Origin of the sequence: Rhizobium leguminosarum (assembly GCF_001679785.1) — a bacterium.
GTDB lineage: Bacteria > Pseudomonadota > Alphaproteobacteria > Rhizobiales > Rhizobiaceae > Rhizobium > Rhizobium leguminosarum_R.
In genome coordinates this window covers 4430852-4455882 of the sequence record NZ_CP016286.1, presented here as the reverse complement: position 1 = coordinate 4455882, position 25031 = coordinate 4430852, and the positions used below count along the sequence as shown (strand labels likewise).

Annotated in this window: 22 protein-coding genes and 1 pseudogene; 16 read left to right on the top strand and 7 right to left on the bottom strand. The window is 63.3% G+C overall.

The window, feature by feature from the left end; all coding sequences use genetic code 11:
• Positions 1–40 precede the first annotated feature (40 nt).
• From dnaA to mutM, 4 genes are all read right to left on the bottom strand, one after another.
• On the bottom strand, positions 41–1591 hold the full coding sequence (gene dnaA, locus BA011_RS21645; RefSeq protein ID WP_065281954.1) for a chromosomal replication initiator protein DnaA: 1551 nt from the start codon (positions 1589–1591) through the stop codon (positions 41–43).
• 859 nt (positions 1592–2450) lie between these two features.
• The gene (gene rpsT, locus BA011_RS21640; RefSeq protein ID WP_003544819.1) at positions 2451–2729 is read right to left on the bottom strand and encodes a 30S ribosomal protein S20; all 279 of its coding nucleotides are present in this window, start codon (positions 2727–2729) and stop codon (positions 2451–2453) included.
• 192 nt (positions 2730–2921) lie between these two features.
• Entirely contained in the window at positions 2922–3695 is a 774-nt protein-coding gene (locus BA011_RS21635; protein ID WP_065281953.1) for an enoyl-CoA hydratase, read from the bottom strand.
• A gap of 38 nt (positions 3696–3733) precedes the next feature.
• Positions 3734–4654, bottom strand: a complete 921-nt coding sequence (gene mutM, locus BA011_RS21630; RefSeq protein ID WP_065281952.1) for a bifunctional DNA-formamidopyrimidine glycosylase/DNA-(apurinic or apyrimidinic site) lyase — start codon at positions 4652–4654, stop codon at positions 3734–3736.
• Between the two features lie 149 nt (positions 4655–4803).
• Between mutM and ubiE the strand changes: the two genes are divergently transcribed.
• The 9 genes from ubiE (at position 4804) to BA011_RS21585 (ending at position 15195) form a co-directional block, all read left to right on the top strand.
• Complete coding sequence (gene ubiE / locus BA011_RS21625; RefSeq protein ID WP_065281951.1) at positions 4804–5580, top strand: bifunctional demethylmenaquinone methyltransferase/2-methoxy-6-polyprenyl-1,4-benzoquinol methylase UbiE; 777 nt, start codon at positions 4804–4806, stop codon at positions 5578–5580.
• A 200-nt stretch (positions 5581–5780) separates the two neighbouring features.
• Positions 5781–7355: a 2-polyprenylphenol 6-hydroxylase gene (gene ubiB, locus BA011_RS21620; RefSeq protein ID WP_065281950.1), complete on the top strand. Its 1575-nt coding sequence runs from the start codon at positions 5781–5783 to the stop codon at positions 7353–7355.
• 203 nt (positions 7356–7558) lie between these two features.
• The gene (locus tag BA011_RS21615) at positions 7559–9145 is read left to right on the top strand and encodes an aromatic amino acid lyase (RefSeq protein ID WP_065281949.1); all 1587 of its coding nucleotides are present in this window, start codon (positions 7559–7561) and stop codon (positions 9143–9145) included.
• A gap of 22 nt (positions 9146–9167) precedes the next feature.
• The gene (locus BA011_RS21610) at positions 9168–10547 is read left to right on the top strand and encodes a dihydroorotase (protein ID WP_065281948.1); all 1380 of its coding nucleotides are present in this window, start codon (positions 9168–9170) and stop codon (positions 10545–10547) included.
• Positions 10544–11824: a Zn-dependent hydrolase gene (locus tag BA011_RS21605; protein WP_065281947.1), complete on the top strand. Its 1281-nt coding sequence runs from the start codon at positions 10544–10546 to the stop codon at positions 11822–11824. Before BA011_RS21610 ends, BA011_RS21605 begins: the two co-directional genes overlap by 4 nt.
• Positions 11805–12902 (top strand): DUF917 domain-containing protein, encoded by a 1098-nt coding sequence (locus BA011_RS21600; RefSeq protein WP_065281946.1) that lies wholly within the window; start codon positions 11805–11807, stop codon positions 12900–12902. The genes BA011_RS21605 and BA011_RS21600 overlap by 20 nt, the downstream gene beginning before the upstream one ends.
• 3 nt (positions 12903–12905) lie before the next feature.
• Positions 12906–13235, top strand: coding sequence for a TfoX/Sxy family protein (locus tag BA011_RS21595; protein ID WP_065281945.1), 330 nt, complete (start codon positions 12906–12908; stop codon positions 13233–13235).
• Positions 13236–13267: 32 nt separating this feature from the next.
• Entirely contained in the window at positions 13268–14929 is a 1662-nt protein-coding gene (locus BA011_RS21590) for a urocanate hydratase (RefSeq protein WP_065281944.1), read from the top strand.
• Between the two features lie 47 nt (positions 14930–14976).
• Positions 14977–15195 (top strand): antitoxin, encoded by a 219-nt coding sequence (locus BA011_RS21585; RefSeq protein ID WP_065281943.1) that lies wholly within the window; start codon positions 14977–14979, stop codon positions 15193–15195.
• 110 nt (positions 15196–15305) lie between these two features.
• Here the strand turns inward: BA011_RS21585 and BA011_RS21580 are convergent, their stop codons facing one another.
• Both BA011_RS21580 and BA011_RS21575 read right to left on the bottom strand, forming a co-directional pair.
• Positions 15306–15692 carry a VOC family protein gene (locus BA011_RS21580; protein WP_065281942.1) on the bottom strand — a complete coding sequence of 129 codons (387 nt, stop codon included), beginning with the start codon at positions 15690–15692 and terminating at the stop codon, positions 15306–15308.
• The gene (locus BA011_RS21575) at positions 15689–16939 is read right to left on the bottom strand and encodes an MFS transporter (RefSeq protein WP_065281941.1); all 1251 of its coding nucleotides are present in this window, start codon (positions 16937–16939) and stop codon (positions 15689–15691) included. Before BA011_RS21575 ends, BA011_RS21580 begins: the two co-directional genes overlap by 4 nt.
• Positions 16940–17029: 90 nt before the next feature.
• On the opposite strand from BA011_RS21575, the gene BA011_RS21570 reads away from it, so the two are divergent.
• The 3 genes and pseudogenes from BA011_RS21570 (at position 17030) to coaBC (ending at position 19412) form a co-directional block, all read left to right on the top strand.
• Positions 17030–17908, top strand: a complete 879-nt coding sequence (locus tag BA011_RS21570) for a LysR family transcriptional regulator (protein WP_065281940.1) — start codon at positions 17030–17032, stop codon at positions 17906–17908.
• Positions 17909–17937: 29 nt separating this feature from the next.
• A pseudogene (locus BA011_RS41915) lies at positions 17938–18066 on the top strand (SDR family oxidoreductase); the annotation flags it as partial.
• Positions 18067–18206: 140 nt separating this feature from the next.
• Complete coding sequence (gene coaBC, locus BA011_RS21565; protein WP_065281939.1) at positions 18207–19412, top strand: bifunctional phosphopantothenoylcysteine decarboxylase/phosphopantothenate--cysteine ligase CoaBC; 1206 nt, start codon at positions 18207–18209, stop codon at positions 19410–19412.
• A gap of 29 nt (positions 19413–19441) precedes the next feature.
• Here the strand turns inward: coaBC and BA011_RS21560 are convergent, their stop codons facing one another.
• On the bottom strand, positions 19442–20254 hold the full coding sequence (locus BA011_RS21560; RefSeq protein WP_065281938.1) for a class II glutamine amidotransferase: 813 nt from the start codon (positions 20252–20254) through the stop codon (positions 19442–19444).
• A gap of 505 nt (positions 20255–20759) precedes the next feature.
• Here BA011_RS21560 and BA011_RS21555 point away from each other — a divergent pair.
• The 4 genes from BA011_RS21555 to BA011_RS21540 all read left to right on the top strand — a co-directional run bounded on the left by BA011_RS21555 (position 20760) and on the right by BA011_RS21540 (position 24820).
• On the top strand, positions 20760–21437 hold the full coding sequence (locus BA011_RS21555; RefSeq protein WP_065281937.1) for a FadR/GntR family transcriptional regulator: 678 nt from the start codon (positions 20760–20762) through the stop codon (positions 21435–21437).
• A complete protein-coding gene (locus BA011_RS21550) occupies positions 21434–22726 on the top strand; it encodes a CynX/NimT family MFS transporter (RefSeq protein ID WP_065281936.1) in 1293 nt (430 codons plus the stop codon). Before BA011_RS21555 ends, BA011_RS21550 begins: the two co-directional genes overlap by 4 nt.
• 92 nt (positions 22727–22818) lie before the next feature.
• Positions 22819–24351 carry a S10 family peptidase gene (locus tag BA011_RS21545; protein WP_065282622.1) on the top strand — a complete coding sequence of 511 codons (1533 nt, stop codon included), beginning with the start codon at positions 22819–22821 and terminating at the stop codon, positions 24349–24351.
• Positions 24352–24418: 67 nt separating this feature from the next.
• Positions 24419–24820, top strand: a complete 402-nt coding sequence (locus BA011_RS21540) for a GFA family protein (RefSeq protein WP_065281935.1) — start codon at positions 24419–24421, stop codon at positions 24818–24820.
• The last annotated feature ends 211 nt before the right edge of the window (positions 24821–25031 follow it).

The window sequence follows — 25031 nt, the reverse complement described above, 5'->3', positions numbered from 1 at the left end:
GAATCGCTTCCGGCCGTTGATTTTTCGCAAAAACTATCGATTATTCGTTGATCAGCCGCTTCAGAAGCTCGACTTCGTGCGAAAGCTTGGTGTCTCCCGAAATCAGCTCCTCGATCTTGCGCACGGCATGCAGAACGGTCGTGTGATCGCGCCCGCCGAACCGGCGGCCGATCTCCGGGAAGGAGCGCGGCGTCAGCGTCTTCGACAGATACATCGCGATCTGGCGCGGCTTGACGATGACGCGGGTGCGGCGGTTGGACACCAGTTCCTGGCGCGAGACGTTGTAGTGCCTTGCGACGATGCGCTGGATATCCTCGATGCGCACACGGCGGGGCTCGCCGGAGCCAACCAGATGGGCGAGCAGCTCGTCGACGCGTTCGATCGACAGGTTCGGCTCGAAGGAGCGGCGGAAGACCAGCTGGTTGAAGGCGCCTTCGAGTTCGCGGCCGCTGGCCGTGACGTTGCGGGCGACATGCTGGAGCAGTTCGGCCGGTATATCGAGCGACGGATCTTCGAGCCGGGCGACAGCCAGGCGACGCTTGAGGATTTCGAGACGCATCTCGTAATCCGGCGCGTCGAATTCGATCGCGACACCGCCCTGCAGGCGCGAGCGAACGCGGGGGTCGAGCGACTCCAGCTCCCAGGGCGCACGGTCGGCAGCAACGACGACCTGCTTGGCGCTGTCGAGCAGCATGTTCAGGAGATGGCAGAATTCATGCTGGATCATCTTGCCCTGCAGGAACTGCATGTCGTCGATGATCAGGAGATCGATGTTGCGCAGCGAATCCTTCAGCGTCAGCGCATCATTGTCGCGGATCGCGGTGGCGAATCGCCACATGAAGTATTCGGCCGTCAGATAGACGACGCGCAGAGCCCGCGGGTTCTGTACTGCCGCATTGGCGACTGCCTGCAGCAGGTGGGTCTTGCCGAGGCCGACGGTCGAATGAATGAAGAGCGGGTTGAAGCGCACGGCGCCCTGACCAGCTTCCGCAATCGTCTTTGCAGCCGCAAGTGCGACCCGGTTCGAGCTGCCTTCGACGAAGGTGTCGAAGGTGAAGCGGCTATCGAGCGGCGAACCGAAGAGCGGCGAGCCAAAGCTTGCTGGCCTTGCGGCGGCAACAGCCGAAACCGCCTGCTGGACGGCCTGACCGGCCGGCTGCGCGCTTGTCGGGCGGCGCATCTGCGTGGGGGCGGCTGGTTCCGGCGCGACCGCCTCATCGAGCGCCTTCGTGCCGTGGCGCGTTGCCGTGCGCACCAGGACTTCAATTTTCAGAATTTCCGGATCTTCGGCCTGGAACAGACCGGTGATGAGATCGAGATAACGATTGTTGATCCACGACTTCAGGAAGGTCGTGGGGACCGAAAGGCGAACGACGCTCTTCGATACCGAATGCAGCTTCAGCCTGGCAAACCAGCTGGCATAGACGTCAGGACCGACCTGGGCCTTCAAGCGCGCGCTGACGCGCTCGAACAATACGTTCTGCTTCATTTCCGCCTTTGCTTCGCCCACTTCGAGGCGAATGGATCCGAACGTCTGCGGTGCCGCATCCCCATTGTCGAGCCCGCCCGTCGTCATCGTATTCATCTGCATAATGCCGCCTTTCAATTCCACCGGGCGGCATCCGCTAAAACAGCCGCCCGATCATTCCCCGCTTTGGCGGGCTGACGGATCCTCATGAGCCGCTCGCCTGCCGGTTCACTCAAAAACACTGGCCCCTCAACGGGACCGACGCAGAACTCCGTTGCAGGGGCCGCATTCATGCGGCAACCTTCATCGGCTCTCCGTGTCAGGCTGGCGGTCGAACCTCGTTTTCGGCCGACCAGCCCGAACGCAATATTACTTTACCTTCTCCGGTGGCCTCGCCTTAAACGTGTGGCCACTGAAGGCACAAAACATCCCCGCTCCGTAACAGCCACGTTACGGTTCAAATCCGTCGAGTGCTTGAAAAGACGGAAGCGCAGGGCTCCGTAACAAAAGGCACAAACTCATCGCCCTGCCGACGTGGCAGTTAAAACCGAGCCTCTGCAGGTGATGTCCGCGCCCTCTGTTGGAAGCCATTTAGGCAGGATCAAACGGCAATATCAACGATGAATTTTACGCAAAATTAACAAGCGGCCATTGACTCCGCCTGCCCTTTTCGGGCGTCACACCAGCGTCAAAAAAGAATCGCAGTTGAATCAAAGAGATTCCCCCGTTCGGGCTATTTTGACACGCATTGAAAGAAAAAAAATAAAATCCTCTTGACTCCCCTGTGGTCCGGGAAGCTTGGGGCAGAGTCGCGCAGTGCAAAAGCATCCTTGCGCAAGCCTTTGTTTTTAAACACTTTTTCCTGTCATGGCGTTGACACGAAACAGTCGTGAGATTAACCATGCAGGGGCTGATCGGTTGAATCGAAAAAGCCCGGTAAAATTACCGGGCTAATCATAAAGAAGAAGTCCTTAACGGAAGATTACGCGGTCGTGGTGACCGAAAGAGCCTTCACACGAGCGGCCAGGCGCGAGACCTTGCGCGATGCCGTGTTGGAATGCAGCACACCCTTGCTGGCGGCGCGGGCAAGCTCGGGCTGAGCAGCCAGGAAAGCTTCCTTCGCCTTGGCGGCGTCACCGGATGCGATGGCCTCTTCGACCTGGCGAACGAAAGTACGAACGCGCGAGCGACGAGCCTTATTGACGTCGGTACGGCGGGCGATCTTGCGGGTCGCTTTTTTCGCCGAAGTTGTATTGGCCATGGATGCCTCTCTCAAGAATTCGAACAAACTCCGCCATTACCGCGGGCCCTGCGGCCACAAAATCCAGCAATGCGGGAGCAATCGCGGAAAACCAAACCGGCTTTCCGAACCGTGGGCGGGCATATAACTCTAAAGCCGGCCCACGTCAACGCGGATTTTCAAGCTTTACCACCGGCAGGAGCCTAAAAGCATTCAACGGTGCGTAAAAGCCGGTTTGCGCTTCTCGACGAAGGCCGCCATGCCTTCTTTCTGGTCGTCCGTGGCAAAGAGGCTGTGGAACAGGCGGCGCTCGAAACGCAATCCCTCCTCCAGCGTCGTCTCGAATGCGCGGTTGACCGCCTCCTTGGCCATCATCACCGAGGGGCGCGACAGTGAAGCGATCTTTTCGGCGGCCGCCAGCGCCTCGTCGAGCAGACGCTCGGGCGCGACCACACGCGAAACGAGTCCCGATCGTTCTGCCTCGGCCGCATCCATCATGCGGCCGGTCAGGATGAGATCCATTGCCTTCGCCTTGCCGACGGCGCGCGTCAACCGCTGCGAGCCGCCCATGCCGGGAATGACGCCGAGGGTGATTTCCGGCTGGCCGAACTTCGCCGTCTCCGAGGCGATGATGAAATCGCACATCATGGCGAGCTCGCAGCCGCCGCCGAGCGCAAAACCGCTGACGGCGGCGATCACCGGCTTGCGTGCCTTGGCGACCTCATCCCAGCCGCTGATGAAATCACTCTTATAGACATCGGCGAACTCAAGCCGCTGCATCTCCTTGATATCGGCGCCGGCAGCAAAGGCGCGCTCGGAACCGGTGAGCACGATCGCGCCGATCGTCTCGTCGGCGTGTAAGGCGGCATAGGCCTCCTTCAGCTCCTTCAGGACAGTGGAATTCAGCGCGTTCAGCGCCTGCGGGCGGTTCAGCGTGACGAGGCCGACATTGCCTCGGGTTTCGACGATCAGGGTCTCATAGGCCATGCTGTTCTCCCGGTTTCTCACTCTCGCTTCTGGCGGGCTTACTTCTGGCAGGTGGCGCAATAGAAGGTGGAGCGACCCGCCTGGACGATGCGGGCGACCGTACCGCCGCAGCCGGGCGTGCGGCAAGCCTGACTTTCGCGATCATAGACGGAGAAGGAATGCTGGAAATAGCCGAGCGATCCGTCGGTCTGGATATGGTCGCGCAGCGACGATCCGCCGGCGGCGATCGCATCGGCGATGACGTCGCGGACCGAGGCGACGAGCAGGTCGAGCTGCGCCTTCGGCCGGCCAGTTGCCGTCACCAGCGTACCGGCGGCGCGGATCGGCGAAAGATGCGCGCGCCACAGCGCCTCGCACACATATATATTGCCGAGACCGGCAATGTTCTTCTGGTCAAGTAGCGCACTCTTCAGCGGCTGCGCCTTGTCACGAAAGCGTTCGGCCAGATAGGCGGCGCTGAGCTCGTTTCCCGTCGGCTCCGGGCCGAGATCGCGGAAGAAGGGATGGGCGGCGAGATCGGCACGTCCCACCATATCCATGAAGCCGAAACGGCGCGGATCGTTATAGACGACGCGGCGCGGGCCGCTTGCACCTTGCAGATGGAAGACGACATGATCGTGCTTCTCGTCCTTCGAGCGGGCATTGTGGAATTCGCCCGGCACGCCGGAGGCGGCACCCTCCTCGATGCGGCCCTCCTCAATGCGGCCCTCCTCGATGCGGAAAGAACCGGACATGCCGAGATGCGAAATCAGCGTGTTTCCGTCGTCGAGATCGACCAGCAGATATTTGGCGCGGCGGCCAAGGCTGACGATGGTGCGGCCGGAAACCCTGTCTGCGAAAGCGTCGGGAAAGGGGAAGCGCAGATCGCCGCGGCGCAGCTCCAGCCTGGTGACGCGCGTGCCCTCCATCGCCGGCGTCAGACCGCGTTTCACCGTTTCGACTTCTGGCAATTCCGGCATCTTAACCCATCTATCTCTAACGTGTTTCAACCGACGACGATGTGCGCTATAGCGCCAGTGTGCCGCGGAAAACGCGGCCCATAGATAACGTCGCGCGCGGTCTTTCGCTATGGCCGTCGCGCCCGAATCGTCAGGAACGGAGCAGTCTGATGTCAGAAAGCCGCACTTCCGCCGATGGCGGCATGGAGACCTCCTACGGCTTCCGCGAGGTGCCTGACGGCCAGAAGCAGGGCCTGGTCAACCAGGTGTTCCACAAGGTCGCCAAGCGCTACGACATCATGAACGACGTCATGTCGATGGGCATGCACCGCGCCTGGAAGGATGCGATGATTTCGGCGCTGAACCCACGCAAAGAGCCTGGCTACAAGGTGCTCGACGTTGCCGGCGGCACGGGCGACATAGCCTTCCGCATCGTCGAAGCCTCGGGCAGACAGGCGCATGCCACGGTGCTCGACATCAACGGTTCGATGCTCGGCGTCGGCGCCGAGCGGGCGGAAAAGAAGAAGCTTTCGGGCAATCTCGCCTTCGTCGAGGCGAATGCCGAGGAACTGCCTTTCGAGGCAGGCAGCTTCGACGCCTATACGATCGCCTTCGGCATCCGCAACGTGCCGAGGATCGATGCGGCACTGTCTGAAGCCTATCGCGTCTTGAAGCGTGGCGGGCGGCTGCTGGTGCTGGAATTTTCCGAAGTCGATATGCCGCTTCTCGACAAGATCTACGACGCCTGGTCGTTCAACGCCATTCCGCAATTCGGCAAGGCGATCACCGGCGATGCCGAACCCTACCAATATCTGGTGGAATCGATCCGCAAGTTCCCGAACCAGGAGAATTTCGCGGCAATGATCCGCCAGGCCGGCTTTTCGCGCGTCACCTTCACCAATTATACCGGCGGCATCGCCGCACTCCATTCCGGCTGGAAGCTCTGAGGGAATATGGGAAGTAAGGCCTTTCCTCCCTCATTCCTGTGCTTGTCACAGGAATCCAGCGCGCCCAAGTCCTTGGGTGCGGAATACTCCGTTATGTCTCCTGCTTCATTCACCGCGCCGACGCGCGGTGGTTGGATTCCTGTGACAAGCACAGGAATGAGGGGAGAGAACACGAATCTCCGTCAGCGGGGCACTGCAGCATGAGTACTTTCGGCGCATATTTCCGCCTTTGGCGGGTCGGCTGGGTGCTCGTGCGTGAGGGTGTTGTGTCCGCCCTTCCTTCCGAAGGGCTGCCGCCGCCGGTCGCGCTCGCCAAATCCTTCGTCACGATTTTCGAGCGAAGCAAGGCGCGGCATCAGAAGCGCAGCGATCGGTTGGCCCAGGCCGTCGAGCGGCTCGGTCCTTCCTATGTGAAGATCGGCCAGTTCCTGGCAACGCGGCCGGATGTCGTCGGCGTTGAATTTGCCAACGACCTGTCGCAGCTTCAGGACCGGATGGCCTTCTTTCCCTCGGTTGCGGCCAAGGCCAATATCGAAGGCTCGCTCGGGCGGCCGATCAGCGAACTCTATGCGAGCTTCGGCGATCCGATCGCCGCCGCCTCGATCGCGCAGGTGCATCCGGCCGAGGTCGAGACGGCCGAGGGCCGGAAGAAGGTCGCCGTCAAGATCGTGCGCCCCGGCGTGCGCCAGCGCTTTGCCCATGACATCGAGGCGATGTATCTCGTTGCCCATATGCAGGAGCGTTTCGTGCCGTCCAGCCGGCGGCTGCGGCCGGTCGAGGTGACGAAGACACTGGAGCAGACGACCAAGGTGGAGATGGATCTTCGCCTGGAGGCGGCGGCTCTTTCCGAGATCGCCGAGAACACCGAAAAGGACCCGGGTTTCCGCGTGCCGAAGGTCGATTGGGAACGCACCGGGCGCGACGTCATCACCATGGAGTGGATCGACGGCACGAGGATGTCCGATGTCGAGGGTCTGCGCGCGGCGGGCCACGATCTCAACCTGCTTGCCGATACGCTGATCCAGTCGTTCCTGCGCCACACGCTGCGCGACGGCTTCTTCCATGCCGACATGCATCCGGGCAATCTCTTCGTCGATGCGGGCGGCATGATCGTCGCCGTCGACATGGGCATCGTCGGGCGGCTGGGCAAGAAGGAACGGCGGTTCCTCGCCGAAATCCTCTATGGCTTCATCACCCGCGACTATATCCGCGTCGCCGAGGTGCATTTCGAGGCCGGCTATGTGCCCGGCCACCACAATGTCGAAAGCTTCGCCCAGGCGATCCGGGCGATCGGCGAGCCGATCCATGGACAGCCGGCCGAGACGATCTCGATGGGCAAGCTGCTGACGCTGCTGTTCGAAGTGACCGAACTCTTCGACATGGCGACACGGCCGGAGCTGGTGATGCTGCAGAAGACCATGGTCGTGGTCGAAGGCGTGTCGCGCATGCTCAATCCACGCTTCAACATGTGGAAGGCCTCCGAGCCTGTCGTCGGCGACTGGATCCGCACCAATCTCGGTCCGAAGCGGATCGCCACCGATCTCAAGGACGGGCTGAAGGCGGCGGTCAAGCTCGCCGAAGCCGTGCCGGAAATCGCAGCGAAGACCGAAAAATTCCACCATCAGCTGCTGCATATGAGCGAGCACGGCTTACGTTTCGACGCTGAGACGGCGGAGGCGATCGGCAAGGCCGAAGCGCGGCATAACCGTTCGGCCAAGATTGCGCTGTGGATCATCGCATTGACGCTTGTCTATATTGCCTGGATGCTGAGCTGACCGCCTGCCAAAAACATGCGGTGTTCGGCATTTGGGATATCCCATGTGACGGAGCGCTCGCTTAGTCTCACGTTCCGAGCATGGTGCCGAAAAGTGTGAGCGGTTTTCGGGCGACATCATGCTCAGGCGCTTTAATTTAGAACAGGATTCAGATTTTGGGCCGATCCGGCCTAAAATCATCCTGTTCTAGGGAGACACAGCACATGAAGCACGAACGCCCTGGCATCGAACTTTCCGGACGACCGCTCGGTTTTGCCGAGATGGTGACGATCGGGGCGGGCAAGGCTGCTGTTTCGGCTTCGGCGACAGGCATGGCCCGCATCGCGATCGCCCGCGAGGTCGTCGAGGATGCCATTGCCTCCGGCGTGCCCGTCTACGGCTCGACGACAGGCGTCGGCGCCATGAAGGATGTGGAGTGGTCGGCCGACGAACTCGACACCTTCAATCTCGGCCTGGTGCGCGCCCATCATTTCGGCACCGGCACCCCCTTTTCCTGCAATATCGTGCGCAATGCCATGGCGATCCGTATCAACACGGCACTGACCGGCCAGGTCGGCTGCACGCCGGAGCTGATCCAGGCCTATATCAGGATGCTCGAGGCCGATCTCATCCCGGTCGTGCGCCGCACCGGCTCGATCGGCTGTGCGGATATCGGGTTGATGGGACAGATCGGCGCGGTGCTGACCGGCGTCGGCGAAGCGATCTATCGCGGCAACCGGATGCAGGCGGCCGAGGCTTTCCGGGCGGCCGGGCTGGAACCGATGCGGATGGCGCCGCGCGACAGCCTCGCCTCGCTCAGCGTCAATGCGGTGAGCTTTGCCTCGGCGGCGGAAACGACGCGCAATGCCGCGGCCTCGATCCGCGTCCTGCTGGCAACGGCGATGATGGCGGCCGGCGCGCTTGGCGCTTCCCGCGATCCCTGGAAGGCGGTCCGGCATGTCGGAACGGCGCGCGAGGCGCTGATCGGCGCCTGGCTCTGCAATGCCTCCGACGAATGGAACTGGCCTGTGGCAACGCATGTGCAGGATCCGCTCAGCCTGCGGATGATCGCGCAGGTGTTCGGCGCGGTGATCGAGAACCTCTTATCGACCGGCCACAAGATCCTTGCCGCCACCGGGCGCTCGGACGACAATCCCGTCGTGGTCGAAGGCCGGGTGATGACGTCAGGCGGCTCTCTGCCGCTCGATGTGACGATCCTGCTCGAATCGGCAGCGCTTTGCATGGCGCATGCGGCGCGCAACGCCTTCAACCGCTGCGTCATTCTCGGCAACGGCCAGCGCCGCGACCTGCCGGTCAATCTGGTGCCGCCGGGGCGGATTGCGACCGGTTTCGGGCCGATCATCAAACTTGCCGGCGAGATCTTCTCGCGCGTGCTGTCGATGTCCAATCCCGTGTCGGCGCAGTCGCTGGTCGTCGCAGCCGGGCTGGAGGACGAGGCAGCGTTCCTGCCGCTCGTCATCGAGCGTTTCGACCGGCAGATGCGGGCGCTGAAGCGCCTCGCAGCCCTCGAGGCGCTGCTGTCGGCACAGGCGATCGATATTCTCGGCGATGAACCGAAGGGCGTCGCCGCCATGCTCTACGAGGTCGTGCGCAAACATGCGGATTTCTATACGGTCGACCGACCGCTTTCGGCGGAAGTGGAGGCAATCGAGGAGGAGCTCGGTTCGGACGACTTCGTCTCGAAGCTGACCGAGCAGGTTCCGATCGCCTCCTTCGACGATTTCTTCGCCCTCGGCTCGCTGGTGCGTATCGAGGAGCGGCTGACAGGGCAGGAACCGGCAACGGTCTGATCTGGTTTAGGGAGGAAGCGGCATGGACTTCGATCTCGTTTTGCAGGGCACGGTGGTGCTGCCGGACCGCATTCTCGACGAGGGCTATGTCGCCGTGCGCGACGGAAAAATCGCCGAAGTCGGCGTCGGCGTACCGCCTGCGGGCCGCGAACGGCATCTGCTCGGAAAAGCGCTGATCCTGCCCGGTGCGATCGACGCGCAGGTACATTCGCTTTCCCAAAAAGACCAGGAGGATTTCCTCTGGTCGACACGATCGGCAGCGGCCGGCGGCGTGACTGTCATTGTCGACATGCCCTATGACGAAGGCAATCTCGTCTGCTCGGCAGCGGCGGTGAGGCGGAAGATCGACCATGCCGGTCCGCAGGCGCGGGTCGATTTCGCGCTTTACGGCACCGTCGATCCCGAAGAAGGCCCGGCGCGGATCCGCGAAATGGTGGAGGCAGGCGTCGCGGCCTTCAAATTCTCGACCTTCGGCACCGACCCCAAGCGTTTTCCGCGCATTCCGCCGGCCCTGCTCGACGCCTGCTTTGCGGCGATCGCGCCGACGGGACTGACGGCGGGCGTGCACAATGAAGACGACGAGGCGGTGCGCACTTACATGGAGCAGGTGAAGGCGAGCGGCATCGCCGACTGGCGGGCGCACGGCCTGTCGCGGCCGCCGATCACCGAACTGCTGGCGATGCACACGATCTTCGAGACCGGCGCTCATACCGGTTGCCCGGCGCATGTGGTGCACTGCTCGCTCGGGCGCGGCTACGATATCGCGCGCGCCTATCGCCGCGACGGCTTTGCGGCGACTGTGGAATGCTGCATCCACTACCTGACGCTCGACGAGGAAAACGACGTGAAGCGCCTCGGCGGCAAGGCGAAGATCAATCCACCCGTGCGGTCGCGCGCCGAGGTGGAGACGCTCTGGCGGAAGGTGGCCGACGGCGATGTCTGGCTGGTCTCGACCGATCACGTCAGCTGGTCGGAAAACCGCAAGACCAATCCCGACATGCTCGCCAATGCCTCCGGCGTTCCCGGTCTCGAGGTGATGGTGCCGCTTTTCGTCAAAGGTGCCGTCGAACGCGGCATTCCGCTGACATGGGCAGCCAGGCTGATGGCGGAGAACCCGGCGAAGCATTTCCGGCTCGACCATATCAAGGGCGCGCTGACCCCGGGCAAGGATGCCGATATCGTCGTGCTCGAGCCGCGCGACAGTGTCTATGACGCCGCCGCGAGCGGCAACAACGTCGTCGGCTGGAGCCCCTATAACGGCATCCGCCTGCCCTGGACCGTTTCCGCCACCTACCTCAGGGGCGAAAAGATCGCCGAGGGCGCCAAGGTGCTGGCCAAACCCGGCACCGGCCACTTCGTGCGGCCGCTGCCGCGCCAAGTCATTGCGGGGGCTGAAGCATGAGCCGCAATCTTCCCGTCAATGCCAGCCGGATCGCTGACGATATCGATACGCTGGCCGGGATCACCGAGCCGGGGCATCCCTGGACGCGGCGGGCTTTCTCGCCGCTCTTTCTCGACGGCCGAGCCTATATCGAAGCGCGGATGAAGGCGGCGGGGCTGGAAACGCGGATCGATGCCGCCGGCAATCTGATCGGCCGGCGGACAGGCCGGAAACCGTGGCTCGGCACGATCATGGTCGGCTCGCATTCCGACACGGTGCCGGATGGCGGCCGCTTCGACGGTATTGCCGGCGTCATCTCGGCGCTGGAGGTGGCGCGGGCGCTTGTTGACCAGAATATCGAGCTCGATCACGATCTCGAAATCGTCGATTTCCTCGCCGAGGAGGTCAGCATCTTCGGCGTGTCCTGCATTGGCAGCCGCGGCATGACCGGCCAACTGCCGGAGGCCTGGCTTTCGCGCGTCAGCGACGGGCGCGACCTGGCCGAAGGCATCGCCCAGGTCGGCGGCAGACCCGATGTGCTGATGCAGCAGAACAGGCCCGATATAGCGGGCTTTCTGGAGCTTCATATCGAACAAGGCCCGGTGCTCGAAGCTGAAAAAGAGGATATCGGCATCGTCACCGCGATCTCGGGCATCACCCGGATCGAGATCACCGTCGATGGGCGGGCCGACCATGCCGGCACGACGCCGATGGACCGGCGGGCAGATGCGCTGGTGGCGGCGTCACAGCTGGTGCTCGATATCCGCAATGCCGCGGCCGAACTTGCCAAAACGCCAGGGCATTTCGCGGCGACGGTCGGGGAATTCAGGATCGAGCCGAATGCGGCCAATGTCGTGCCGTCAAAGGTGGTGCTGCTGATCGATGGCCGTGCCGAAATCCGCGCCGACATGGAGGCGTTCTGCCGCTGGCTCGACGGCCATGTCGAAAAGCTGGCGGGGGCCTATGGCGTGACGATCAAAATGCCGAACCGGGTTTCCGACAATCAGCCGACGCCTGGCGATCCTGGGCTGCTTTCGATCTTGGAGGCTGCCTGCGAACGTGTCGGCGCGAAGCATCGGCGCATGGCCTCCGGCGCGGGACACGATACGGCCTGGATCGCCAAGGTGGCGCCGGCGGCGATGATCTTTGTGCCCTGCCGGGACGGCCGCAGCCATTCGGCTGACGAATGGGCTGAAAACGACGATATCGCGCTCGGAGCGGCCGTGCTTTTCGAGGCGGTGCGCGAGATGGACAAAAGCTTGAATCAGGAGAAGGCGAATGGGACGCATACTCGTTGAGAAGGACGTGGAAGCTGCGGTCAAGGGCGGCTCCGTCTATGCCGCCGGCGGCGGCGGCTGGGCCGATCACGGGCGGATGCTTGGGCTTGCCGCCGTCAATGTCGGCAAGCCCGAGCTGGTCTCGATCGACGAATTGCGGGACGGAGAGTGGATCGCCACCGCAGCCGCGATCGGCGCACCGGCCTCCACGACCCCCTGGGAAATGCAAGGCATCGACTATGTGAAGGCGGTGCAATTGCTGCAGGAGGCGCTCGGCGAAAAACTTTCCGGGCTGATCATCGGCCAGAACGGCAAATCCTCGACGCTGAACGGCTGGCTGCCGTCAGCAATCCTCGGCACCAAGGTGGTCGACGCGGTCGGCGATATTCGCGCGCACCCGACGGGCGACATGGGCTCGATCGGCATGGCCGGTTCGCCCGAGCAGATGATCCAGACCGCCGTCGGCGGCAATCGCGCCGAGAACCGTTACATCGAGCTGGTGGTGAAGGGGGCGACGGCGAAGATCTCGCCGGTGCTGCGCGCCGCCGCCGACCAATCCGGCGGCTTCATCGCCAGCTGCCGCAATCCGCTCCGGGCCTCCTATGTCCGCACCCATGCGGCGCTCGGCGGCATCTCGATGGCGCTTGCGCTCGGCGAGGCGATCATCGCGGCGGAGAAGCGCGGCGGATCTGCCGTCATCGACGCTATCTGCAAGACAACGGGCGGGCATATCCTTGCCGAAGGCGTCATCACCCGCAAGGACGTCGTCTACACCAAGGAAGCCTTCGACATCGGCACGATCACCGTCGGCGCGGGCGAAAAATCGGTGACGCTGCATGTGATGAACGAATATATGGCGGTGGACGGTGCGGATGGCAAAAGGCTTGCGACCTTCCCCGCCGTGATCACCACGCTTTCACCGGAGGGCGAGCCGCTCAGCGTCGGCCAGCTCAAGGAGGGTATGCATGTCTTCATCCTGCATGTGCCGATGGAGATCATTCCGCTGTCGGCAAGCGTGCTCGATCCGACCGTCTATCCCGTCGTCGAAAAGGCGATGGGGATCGAGATCGCACGCTATGCACTGGCGACGAAAGCCTGAGCCATGGCGCGAGATCCCGGCCTCGAAGAACTGATGCGCGAGGAACTCGGCGATCGGCCGGGCCTTGCCGAAAAACCCATGTTCGGCGGCCGAGCCTTCATGCTGAACGGCAATCTTCTCTGCTGCGCGCGCCATGACGGCATGCTGATCCGCCTCGGCAAGGGCAATGACGGCTGGGCGCTGGCGCTGCCGGGCGTGATCCAGATGCTGTCGGGCGAACGTGTCATGCATGGCTGGGTGCGAGGCGGTGCCGAGGTTTATGGCGACGATTCCCTGAGACGGCGCTTGATCGATGCGGCACTTGCCTATGTGGAATCGCTGCCCAGCAAATAACGAACGAGGCAGAGCAAAACGAGGAACCCACGATGCCGAAGGCCAATCCACGTCATCCGAAATTTCCGATTCCCGGCGGACCGGAACTGCGCGCCAAAGGCTGGCGGCAGGAGGCGCTGCTCCGGCTGCTCGAAAACGTGCTCTCCGTCGGCGAGGATCCTGACAACCTGATCGTCTATGCCGCGCTCGGCAAGGCGGCCCGCAACTGGGCGGCGCACAGGGGCATCGTCAAGGCGCTGACCGAGATGGAAGAGGACCAGACGCTGCTCATCCAGTCCGGCAAGCCGATCGGTCTCGTTCGAACGCATGCCAAGGCGCCGCTGGTCATCATGGCGAACTGCAATATCGTCGGGCAATGGGCAAAGGCCGAAGTGTTCTACGAGCTGCAGCGCAAGGGACTGATCTGCTGGGGCGGGCTGACGGCCGGCGCCTGGCAATATATCGGCAGCCAGGGCGTCATCCAGGGCACGTATGAGATATTCATGCGCATCGCCGAGCGGCGCTTCGGCGGCGACCTTCTCGGCCGGTTCGTGCTGACGGCCGGCCTCGGCGGCATGGGCGGAGCGCAGCCGCTTGCCGGCCGCATGGCAGGCGCTGCGATCCTCTGCGTCGACATTGATCCGGAGCGGGCCCGCAAGCGCCAGCAGATCGGTTATCTCCAGGAAATCGCGCCCGATCTCGACACCGCCCTTCAGATGATCGATGCGGCGGTGAAGGACAAGCGGGCGCTTTCTGTCGGCCTCGTCGGCAATGCGGCGGAGGTCTATCCGGAAATTGCCCGGCGCGGCATCGTGCCTGATATCGTCACCGACCAGACCTCGGCGCATGACCTCGTCTATGGCTACGTGCCGAAGGGCATGAGCCTCGAGCAGGTCAAGGGCCTGCGTGACGATGGCCAAGGGCAATTGATGGCGGCAAGCCGGGCCTCGATCGTCGAGCATGTGACGGCGATGCTGGAATTCCAGAAGCGTGGCTCGGAAGTCTTCGACAACGGCAACCTGATCCGAACGCAGGCCAAAGAGGGCGGCGTCGCCAATGCCTTCGACATTCCGATTTTCACCGAAGCCTATCTCAGGCCGCTGTTTGCCCGGGCAATCGGCCCATTCCGCTGGATGGCGCTATCGGGCGAAGAGAGCGATATCGCTCGCATTGACGACCTGCTGCTCGAGATGTTCCCCGACAACAAGATCATCACCAACTGGATCCGGCTGGCGCGCGAGCATGTGCCATTTGAGGGGCTGCCGGCCCGCATCGCCTGGCTCGGCCATGGCGAACGCACGGCACTCGCCCGCCGCGTCAATGCGCTGGTTGCAAGCGGCGAACTCAAGGGCCCGGTCGCCTTCTCGCGCGACCATCTCGATGCCGGCGCCATGGCGCATCCGAATATCATGACCGAGGGGATGAAGGACGGCTCGGATGCGATCGCCGACTGGCCGCTGATCGATGCGATGATGCTCTGCTCGTCGATGGCTGATCTCGTCGCCGTCCATTCCGGCGGCGGCGGCTATGCCGGCTACATGACGAGCTGCGGCGTCACCGTCATCGCGGACGGCACGGATGGCGCCGACGAACGGCTCGACCATGCGCTGACCAACGATACGGCGCTCGGCGTCATGCGTTACGCCGATGCCGGTTACGAGGAGGCGCTGGACGAGGTGGCGAAGAAGGACGTGCCCTATATCCGGCTTGGTTGATCAAAAATTGCTGTATATCGTTGTCACATCTCATCGGGAGCCATGACATGGAAACAGCAAAGATCTTCTGGTCGGGGCGCTCTCAAGCCGTCCTGCTGCCCAAGGAATTCTGTTTCGACGGCCACAGCGTCGCCATTCGACGGCAGGGGCGTACGATCATTCTCGAGCCGATTTCCGATGATTGGGACTGGCTTGCCGACGTGGCCGGTCCGGTCGATCCCGATTTTGCAACAGCGGTGGAAGAACAGCCTGCTGGGCAGGAGTGATCCAGACATCCAAAAATGCGCAGCGGTTTTGGGACCGCGACAGGCATCAAATAAAAGATAAGCGCGCGGCTTAGATCCAATTCGATGCGCCACACTTTGGCTTCGCCACCTCAGGTGATCGGATTGGAGACTTCGAGAAGGTTGCCGTCGGGGTCCCTGAAATAGACCGAGCGCAAACCTCCTGTCGCGCCGGTGCGTTCGACCGGGCCCTCTTCGATCGCAACGCCCGCGGCCTTTAGATCAGCGATGACTTCGGCAAGTGGGGTCTCGGCGATGAAACAGAGGTCGCCGGAGCCGGGTGTGGGTTGCCTTGCCTTGGGATCGAATTCGCGACCGGCCTGGTGCAGGTTGATCTTCTGCCGGCCGAATTTCAGCGCCTTTCGGCCTTCCGCGAAGGTTTCGACCGACATGCCGAGGATGCGGGAATAGAAATCGCAGGTGGTGGCGATATCGGTGACGGTCAGCACGAGATGGTCGAGATGGACTATGCGGATCATGCTTTTCTCCTCGCGAGGTACTGGGCAAAACAGGCGGAGACAAAGGCCAGCGCCAGCATGGCAAGCGTGAAGATAACGACGGCGACCCAGCCTTCAACCGCGAAGAACCAGCCGCCCGCCGAACCCATGAGGCTGGAGCCGACATAATAGGCGAGCATATAGAGCGACGAGGCGTGCCCTTTGGTGCCATGCGCAAGCTTGCCGACAAGGCCGCTGGCGATGGAATGGCTCATGAAGAAGCCGGTCGTCAGCACTGTTATACCGAGGATGATGGCCGGGAGCGAGGCTGCGAGCGTCAGCGCGCTGCCGGCGGCGGTGAGCGCCAGACCGAAGAGAAGCACGGAAAAGTGCCCGATCCGGTCTCCCAGCAGACCGCCGATCGAAGAGGCGCCGATGCCGAAGAGATAGACGGTGAAGATCAACCCGAGTTCGGTCTGGTTGAGGCCGTAGGGCGGCGCCACGAGGCGGAAACCGGCATAGTTATAGATCGTCACGAAGGAGCCCATCGCCAGGAAGGCGATGGCGAAGATGAAGGGCAGCGCCGGATTGCGGAGATGGCCGAGCCAGGCTTTTGCATGAAAGCGCGGATCGAAGCCCGGCCGGCGGACGAAATTGCGTGATGGCGGCAAAAGGGCGATGAAGCCGATTGCGGCGGCAAGGCCGATGGCGCCGATGATGAAGAGCGCCGGACGCCAGGTGAGATATTCGGCGAAGATGCCGGTCAGCACGCGGCCGGACATGCCGCCAAAAGCCGTGCCGCCAACATAGAGGCCCATGGTGGCGCCGAGGCCGCGCGGATCGATTTCCTCGGCGAGGTAGGCCATGGCGACAGCCGGCACGCCGCCGAGAACGAGGCCTTGGAGAGCGCGGATGACGAGCAGAAGGTGCCAGTTCGGGGCAAAGGCCGTGGCGATGGTCAGCAATGCCGCGCCGACCAGCGATATCGACATCAGGCTGCGGCGACCAAGGCCTTCCGAGACGGCAGCGGCGCAGACGATGGCAACCGCCAGGAAGCCGGTGGAGAGCGAGAGCGACAGCGAGCTTTCGGCCGGACTGACGGAGAATTGCTGCGAAAAGATCGGCAGCAGCGGCTGCACGCAATAGAGCAGCGAGAAGGTGGAGAAGCCAGACAGAAAGAGCGCCAGGCTGGCGCGGCGATAGGCGCCGCTTCCGCGGGTCAGGTATTGCTTCTGCCCTGGAATTGCGGCTGTCTCGGCGGTCTTCATTGCATGCGCTGACGTCGGCATATCTCATCCTTCCAGCCTCCGATCTAGTCAACGCCACTCCATTTGTCCAATATATGAAACTGGCGATTTCGATAGGTTTTGAAGATGACGATGGAGTTGCGGCACCTGAGATATTTCCTGGCAGTGGCGGAGGAAGGCAATTTCACCCGTGCCGCCGGCAAGCTCGGCATAGGGCAGCCGCCGCTCAGCCAGCAGATCCGCGACCTGGAAAGGGAAGTGGGTGCTGCGCTGTTTCACCGCGTGCCGCATGGGGCCGAATTGACGGCAGCGGGCGCGGCCTTCCTCGGCGAGGCAAAGGCGTCGCTGGCGGCAGCGGAAAAGGCGAAGCTTGCGGCGCAAAGCGCCAATCGCGGCGAGACGGGCCGGCTGTCGCTCGGTTTCACCGCTTCCTCCGCCTTCAATCCCGTCGTCAGCACGACGATCCGCCGCTTTCGCGCACGCTGGCCGGAGGTGCAGCTGTCGCTGACGGAAATGAATACGCTGGCGCTGATGCAGAAGCTCGAACGCGGAGAGCTCGACGCCACCTTCATGCGCCCCAGCCTTGACGATCCCGCCGGTATCCGGCTGCGGCGGTTGCCGGATGAGCCGATGGTGATCGCCCTGCCCGCCAGCCATCCCCTGGCACGGCGCAACAAGCTACCGCTTGCGGCGCTGGCGGACGAACCCTTCATCCTCTTTCCGCGGCTCGTGGGCCTGAGCCTCTACGACGATGTCGTGCTCGCCTGCCGCAAGGCGGGATTCGAGCTGACCGTGGCGCAGGAGGCGCCGCAGATTTCCTCGGTCGTCAATCTGGTGGCGGCCGATCTCGGCGTCTCGATCGTGCCGGCCTCGATTTCGCAGATCAAGCTCGAAGGTGTGGCCTACCGGCCGATCGAAGGGCCGCCGGCCGTGGCGCGCCTGGCGCTGGCAATGCTGAAAACACATCGCTCACCGGTCACCGAGAACCTGATCAGCTTGCTGAACTCATGAATTAACCCACCGGATCCCAATAGGGCGGATCGCTGAAGCGTGTCGCGACACCCGAAGAACTCGCCCGATTGGTTCTCTATCTCGCCTCCGACGATGCGAGCTTCGTCACCGGCACGGCATCGCTGGTCGATGGCGGCGCTTCGATCACCCGCACCTGAGACGGCGCGGCACGATTATTCGCTGCGGGTTGGGGGCCTTCCCCGACCCGTGGGAACGTCGCGCAGATCCGCGCGATTGCATGTTCTTCGCCAAAGGCTTAGGGTCGAGGGCGGTCAGAAAAGGCAACGGGAAGAAGGCCATGGCTCTCAGCGGCAAACGCATCCTCCTCATCATCTCGGGCGGCATCGCGGCCTATAAAAGCCTGGATCTGATCCGCCGGCTGCGCGAGCGCGGCGCGAGCGTGCGCCCCGTCATGACCAAGGGTGCGCAGGAATTCGTCACGCCGCTTGCCGTCGGTGCGCTGGCGGCGGACCATGTGTTCCTCGATCTGTTTTCGCGCCAGGACGAACAGGATGTCGGCCATATCCGGCTGGCGCGCGACTGCGACCTTGTGCTGATCGCCCCTGCAACCGCCGATCTGATGGCGAAGATGGCGAACGGGCTTGCCGACGATCTCGCCTCGACCGTGCTTCTGGCGACGAACAGGCCGGTGCTGGCCGCACCGGCGATGAACCCCGCCATGTGGGCGCATCCGGCGACGCGTCGGAATGCCGCGATGCTCAGAGCCGACGGCATCCGCTTCGTCGGGCCGATGGCCGGCGAGATGGCGGAAAGCCGGGAGGCCGGGCTCGGCCGGATGGCGGAGCCGCTGGAGATCGTCGCTGCGGCCGAAACCATGCTCGACGATGGAGAAAAGCCGCTCAAGGGACGCAAGGCGATCGTCACCTCAGGACCGACGCACGAACCGATCGATCCTGTGCGCTATATCGCCAACCGCTCCTCCGGCCGGCAGGGGCATGCGATCGCCGCGGCCCTGGCAAAGCTCGGGGCGGAGGTGACCCTCGTGTCGGGGCCGGTGACGATCACCGATCCCGTCGGCGTCAATGTCGTGCATGTCGAGCGGGCCGAGGAAATGCGCGACGCCGTGCTTGCGGCGCTGCCGGCAGACATCGCGGTGATGGTCGCGGCGGTGGCGGACTGGCGCGTCGCCTCGGCGGCCGACCAGAAGCTGAAGAAACATCCGGGCGAATCCATTCCGACGCTGGCGTTGACCGAGAATCCGGACATCCTGAAAACTGTTGGCCATCACACGATGCGGCCGAAGCTGGTGATCGGCTTTGCCGCCGAGACGCAGGACGTCGAAAGCAATGCGAAGGCGAAACTCGAGAGAAAGGGCGCCGACATGATCGTCGCCAATGACGTCTCTCCTGCGACCGGCATCATGGGCGGCAGCCGCAACAGGGTCAAACTCATTCGCCGCGACGGCGTCGAGCAATGGCCTGACCTGACGAAGGAAGAGGTTGCCGAAAGGCTCGCGGCACTGATCGCCAAGCAGCTCCGCTGATCGCTATCGGCTCGGCTGACGCCGAGCGTTTAGGCAGGAATAGCCACCCGTTGCGGTTTGGCGGCACTCCGCTTCTCCGGCCGGAAGTCGGCGACGTCGATGCCGTCTTTGCCGACGGTGACGGCGCTGCCATCCGGAATTTCGGCCCAGGCATCGACATCGTCGTTCAACGGTTCCGACACAAGGCAATAGCCGGCGCCGACGGGAGAGGCGTAGAGCGTCGGCGCCTTGCGATCTGTGGCATAACGGATTGCATAGAGCGTGTTGCCGTCGGAGAAGGCGGCGGTAAAACGCAGCAGGATCGAACCGATGACGCTTTCGGCCAGGTCCTCGACGAAGCCGACCATTTCCGCCATCGCGGCGACCGGCGCCTCGCGCAGGCCGAACTGCAGCGCCAGCAGGAACATCAGCTCGGAATCGGTCGTGCCGCCGCGGGCATTGAACAGCTCGTCGTCGAGCATCGCCTCCATCGGCCGGCGCAGGCGCTCGAAGCCTGCGATCTGGCCATTATGCATGAAGGACCAGGTGCCATGGGTGAAGGGATGGCAGTTGTCGCGGCGCGTGCCGCCGCCTGTGGCAGCGCGGACATGGGCGAGGAAGAGCGGCGAACGGATCTGCCGTGCCAGGCTCTTCAGATTGCAATCCGACCATGCCGGCAGGATATCGCGGTAGCGGCCGGGTTCGGGCCTGTCACCATACCAGGCGATGCCGAAGCCATCGCCATTGGTCGCCGTCTTGGCGCGGGTGGCGCAATGCGACTGCTCGATCAGGGAATGGGCGGGCGAAGATACCAGTTCCTCCAGATAGAGAGGGTCTCCGCGATAGGCTGCCCAGCGACACATGGCTCTTTGCTCCGGAACCCGCCGCCGCATCGGCGGGAATGCTGAAATTGTCGAACGACGCAGCTAACAACAGCTTAACGCGCGGCCGGTTTGCAAGCCAAACATGACGGTTTCTTGACGTATAGCCTCTTCAAATTCGGCAAAACACTGTGTTCTCTCGTGAACACCCGTGTTTCCCAAAGCAGGGCATGCGTGCATTTTTGCTTGCATCTCGAAAGAATCAGCCTAACTTTAAGCCATCAGCAACAGAACGAAAGGAAGGTGATCCAATGTCTAATGAGATTTCGGACCTCGTAACGGGCATGGAAGAGGTGACGAAGGCGAGGCAGCCCTCGCTCTAATCCCGCCTTCCTGGGGCTGCATAGACAGTCCAGGCCAGTTTGAGGCCAAACTCATGGAAAGGGTCGCTGAGGCGGCCCTTTTTTATTGTCGTGATGCCAGGCGTTGACGAAAGATCGAAATCTCACTACTCATAAAGTCATCAGATGACTTTATGAGTAGTGAGATGCGAGCGCTCAGCAAGACCAATCTCGCCGATGAGGCGATCGAGGCAATCCGCGGCGACATTCTCGGCAAACGCTGGGCGGTCGGCGAGAAATTGCCGAATGAAGCCTCGCTGTCGGCCATGCTTTCCGTCAGCCGCGGCACGGTGCGCGAGGCGGTGCGGGTTCTCGTCTCCCAGGGCTATCTCGAAACAAGGCAGGGTTCGGGCACCTATGTCCGCTCGACGACGGATGCCGGCCGGCCACTGACGATGGCGCGGCGTGCCAGCCTGCGTGATCAGTTCGAGGCGCGCTTGGCGCTCGACGTCGAGGCCGCCCGGCTGACGGCGATCCGCAAGACGCCGGAGACGGTTGCCGGGCTTCGCCGGCTGCTTGCCGAACGCGGCAATTACGACGGCGGCAATCAGGCCGCCTTCATCGAACGCGACCTCGCCTTTCACAAGGCCATCATCGCCGCTTCGGGGAACCGGGCGATGATCGAGATCTACGATTTCTTCTCGGCCTCGATCGCCGACACCATCGCGGCGACGCTCGGCAAGGACATTCCTGAGCCGGACATGCAGGCGCATGCCGATATCGTCGATGCCATCGAAACCGGCGATCCCGACAAGGCGGATGCGGCGGTGCGCCGCTTCATGGCACCGGTTCTTGCCGCGCTCGAGCGGATGATCCTGTCATGAACACGCCTGCCAACGATGCCGCCAGCGCGCTCGACCCCGCCGACGAACTGCTGATCGACGCCGAGGCCGGTAGCCTTCCGCCGCCGCAGGCAACGCCGGTCCGGGGAGCTGCGGGTCGTTTTCTGCTCGGCGCGAGCCTGGTGCTGATCGCCTTCAACCTGCGCCCGGTTTTCTCCAGCGCCTCGGCGCTGCTGCCGGAAATCCGTGGGGAATTCGGCCTGAGCGCCCCTGGCGCCAGCCTGCTGACGACGCTTCCGGTCGTCTGCCTTGGAGCCTTCTCGCCGCTTGCGCCTCGTCTTGCCCAGCGCCTCGGCACGGAACGCACGCTGCTCGGCGTTCTCCTGCTTCTGGCGCTGGGCACCGCATTGCGCGGGCTTTCTTCCGTGCCGCTGCTCTTCATCGGCACTGCCCTTGCAGGCGCCTGCATTGCCGTCGGCAACGTGCTGCTGCCGGGGCTGGTGAAGCGGGACTTCGCCGGGCGTGCGGCGCTGATGACCGGCTTCTATACGATGGCGCTCTGCGCCGGGGCGGCAAGTGCCGCCGGGCTGACGCTGCCGATCGAGCATGCACTCGGCGGCTCTCTCGAGGGCGCGCTCGCCGTCTGGGCGCTACCGGCACTCGCCGTCAGCCTGCTCTGGCTGCCTGAGGTCCTTCGCAGCGGCAGACAGGCAAGACGAAATGGCTTTCGCGTCGAAGGCCTCTGGCGCGACCGGCTCGCCTGGCAGGTGACGCTGTTCATGGGGCTGCAATCGGCGCTTGCCTATTGCGTCTTCGGCTGGCTGGTTCCGATCCTACGCGAACGCGGGCTCGACGGCGTCACCGCCGGGGCGATCGTTTCCCTGTCGGTGATGGTGCAGGCGGCATCCTGCCTGATCGTGCCGCATATCGCCGTGCGCGGCCGCGACCAGAGGCTGATCAATGCGAGCCTCTGCGGCGTTGCCGTCATTGCCCTGCTCGGCCTGCTCTTCGCGCCGCTTTCGACGGTCTGGCTGTGGGCGGTGCTGCAGGGCATCGGCCAGGGCGGGCTGATCGCAGCGGCGATGACGACGATCGTGCTGCGCTCGCGCGATCCCGATGTCGCCGCCCATCTTTCCGGCATGGCGCAATGCGTCGGTTACCTGCTCGCCGCCATCGGCCCCCTTATCGTCGGCCTCATCCGCGGCTGGACCGGCAGCTTTTCCTGGTGCGCCGCCTTGTTCGTCGCACTTGGACTGGGCGCGGCAATCAATGGCTGGAAGGCCGGCCGGGCGGTCGAGATCAATGTCCATGCGGTCGAAAAGAACGGCTGAGCCGCTCGCTCACCTGTCCATCACCATCTCTTGATGCCGGTCGTCGGCCGCGGATGCTACGCTATCTCAGCCTGACCGCCGGAGGAAACATCTTGCGCATACGAACCCTGTTTCTGCTCACCGCATTTATGGCGTCGCTGGCGCCTGCCCTTTCCCATGCGCAGGAAAGCGATCCACCGAGGGCGAATGTCCAGAGCGGCGCGCGCGACGGCGTATTGAAACTGCTGCCGGCCGATTCCGTCACCGAGCACGCGTTGACGATCGGTGGCCGGAAGATTGCCTATACCGCCACTGCCGGCACGCTGGATCTCTTCGGCCAGGACGGGGCGCAGACCGGCGCGATCTTCTACACCGCTTATGTCGCAGGGAATGGCGGGGCGAACCGGCCTCTGACCTTTGCCTTCAACGGCGGGCCGGGTGCGGCTTCCGCCTTCCTGCATCTCGGGCTGGTCGGGCCGAAGGTGCTCGACTTCGGGCCGGACGGACGCGACGGCGCCAATGCGAAACTCGTCGACAACTCGCAAAGCTGGCTCGATTTCACCGACCTCGTGCTGATCGATCCGATCGGCACCGGCTGGAGCCGAACGGCAAAGGCGGACGACGCCTCCAATTATTACAACGTCAGTGCCGATGCTGAGAGCATCGCCAAGGCGATCGCGCTCTATGTCGCGCACAACAACCGTTCCAACTCACCGAAATATCTTCTCGGCGAAAGTTATGGCGGCTTTCGCGCCGCCAAGGTCGCCTCGGCGCTGCAGGAAAGCCAGGGCATTATCGTCGCCGGCGCGGTGATGCTTTCCCCCTTGCTCGAGGGTCAACTGATGTTCAATGCCGATCAGTTCGCGCTCGGTGCAGCGCTGGAGCTGCCATCGCTGGCGGCGGCCGAACTCGACCGGCACAAGACCTTTGACGCAGAGAAGCAGAAGGAGGCAGAGACCTTCGCGCTCGGCGACTATCTGACGACGCTCGCCGGGCCGCCGCCGACGGGTGCCGATGCCGCCGCCTTCTATGGCAGGATCGCTCGCCTGACGGGCATTCCCGAGGATATCGTCACCCGCAACCGCGGCTTCCTCGGCAGTTCCTTCGTCAAACATTCAGATGGAGGCAGCGGCGAGGTGATGAGCTCGTACGACGCCTCCTTTGCAGCGCCTGATCCCTATCCGGAATCGGATTACGACCGCGGCGACGACGCCATCCTTGACGGCTTCACCCGCGCCTATGGCGGGGCTTTCGCCGACTACGCCCGCAACGAACTCGGTTTCAGGACCGAGATGACCTATTCGCTGCTCGACCGCGATATCAGCCGGCGCTGGGAATGGGGCGGCGGGCGCGGCGGCGGATCGCGCTTCCAGGCCAGCGCCACCGACGACGTCAGGCAGCTGCTCGCCTCAAACCCGGCATTCCATCTGCTGATTGCGCATGGCTACAGCGATGTGGTGACGCCTTACGGCGTCAGCCGCTACGTGGTCGACCATCTGCCGCCCTCGCTCGCCGGCGGCCGTGTCGGACTGAAGCTTTATCGCGGCGGCCATATGTTCTATACAAGAGCTGAACAGCGGGCCGCCTTCACGGCGGATGCAAAGGCCTTCTACGCCACACATTTGGCCGGTCAGCCGGCGGACTGAAGCGTCGCGATGGCTTTGTCGCTAAACCGCTGTACAGTTTTGCGCGACATGCTTTGGGGACTTGCCGATGCATATTACCGGAGGATGCCACTGCGGCGCGATCCGCTATCAGGCGGAGATCGACCCGGAGCGGGTCTCGATCTGCCATTGCACCGATTGCCAGCGGTTGACGGGCTCGGCCTATCGCATCACCGCGCCGGCACGGCCAGGAAGTTTCACGCTCACTTCAGGCGAGCCGAGAGGCTACGCAAAATATGGCGACAGCGGTGGTCTCAGCCGTCAATTCTTTTGCCCGAATTGCGGATCGCCGCTCTACCGCACGGACGGCGACGGCGGCGGTTTCGGCATCCGCGTCGGCACCATCGACCAGCGGCAGGAACTGGTGCCGAAGAAACAGATATGGTGCCGCTCAGCCTTGCCCGGGGTGGAGAATATCGAAACGCTTCCGCGCTTCGAGGGCGAGGATTAGGCTAGAGCCTTTCCGGGTTAGATTGCAGCATTCTGCCGGAGCAGGTTTTCGTCAGGGCAAAGGCGATTGGCGACGGGCATACCCCAAGGTACGTCCGAGCCGATCGCCTTTGATCCTGGCGGAAAGATGCCCGGCCCTTCGGGTTGGCTGAAACGGGCCGGCTGATCGACCGGCCGGCTTGGCCGTAGAGCTTGGCTACGACGCGCGCCGG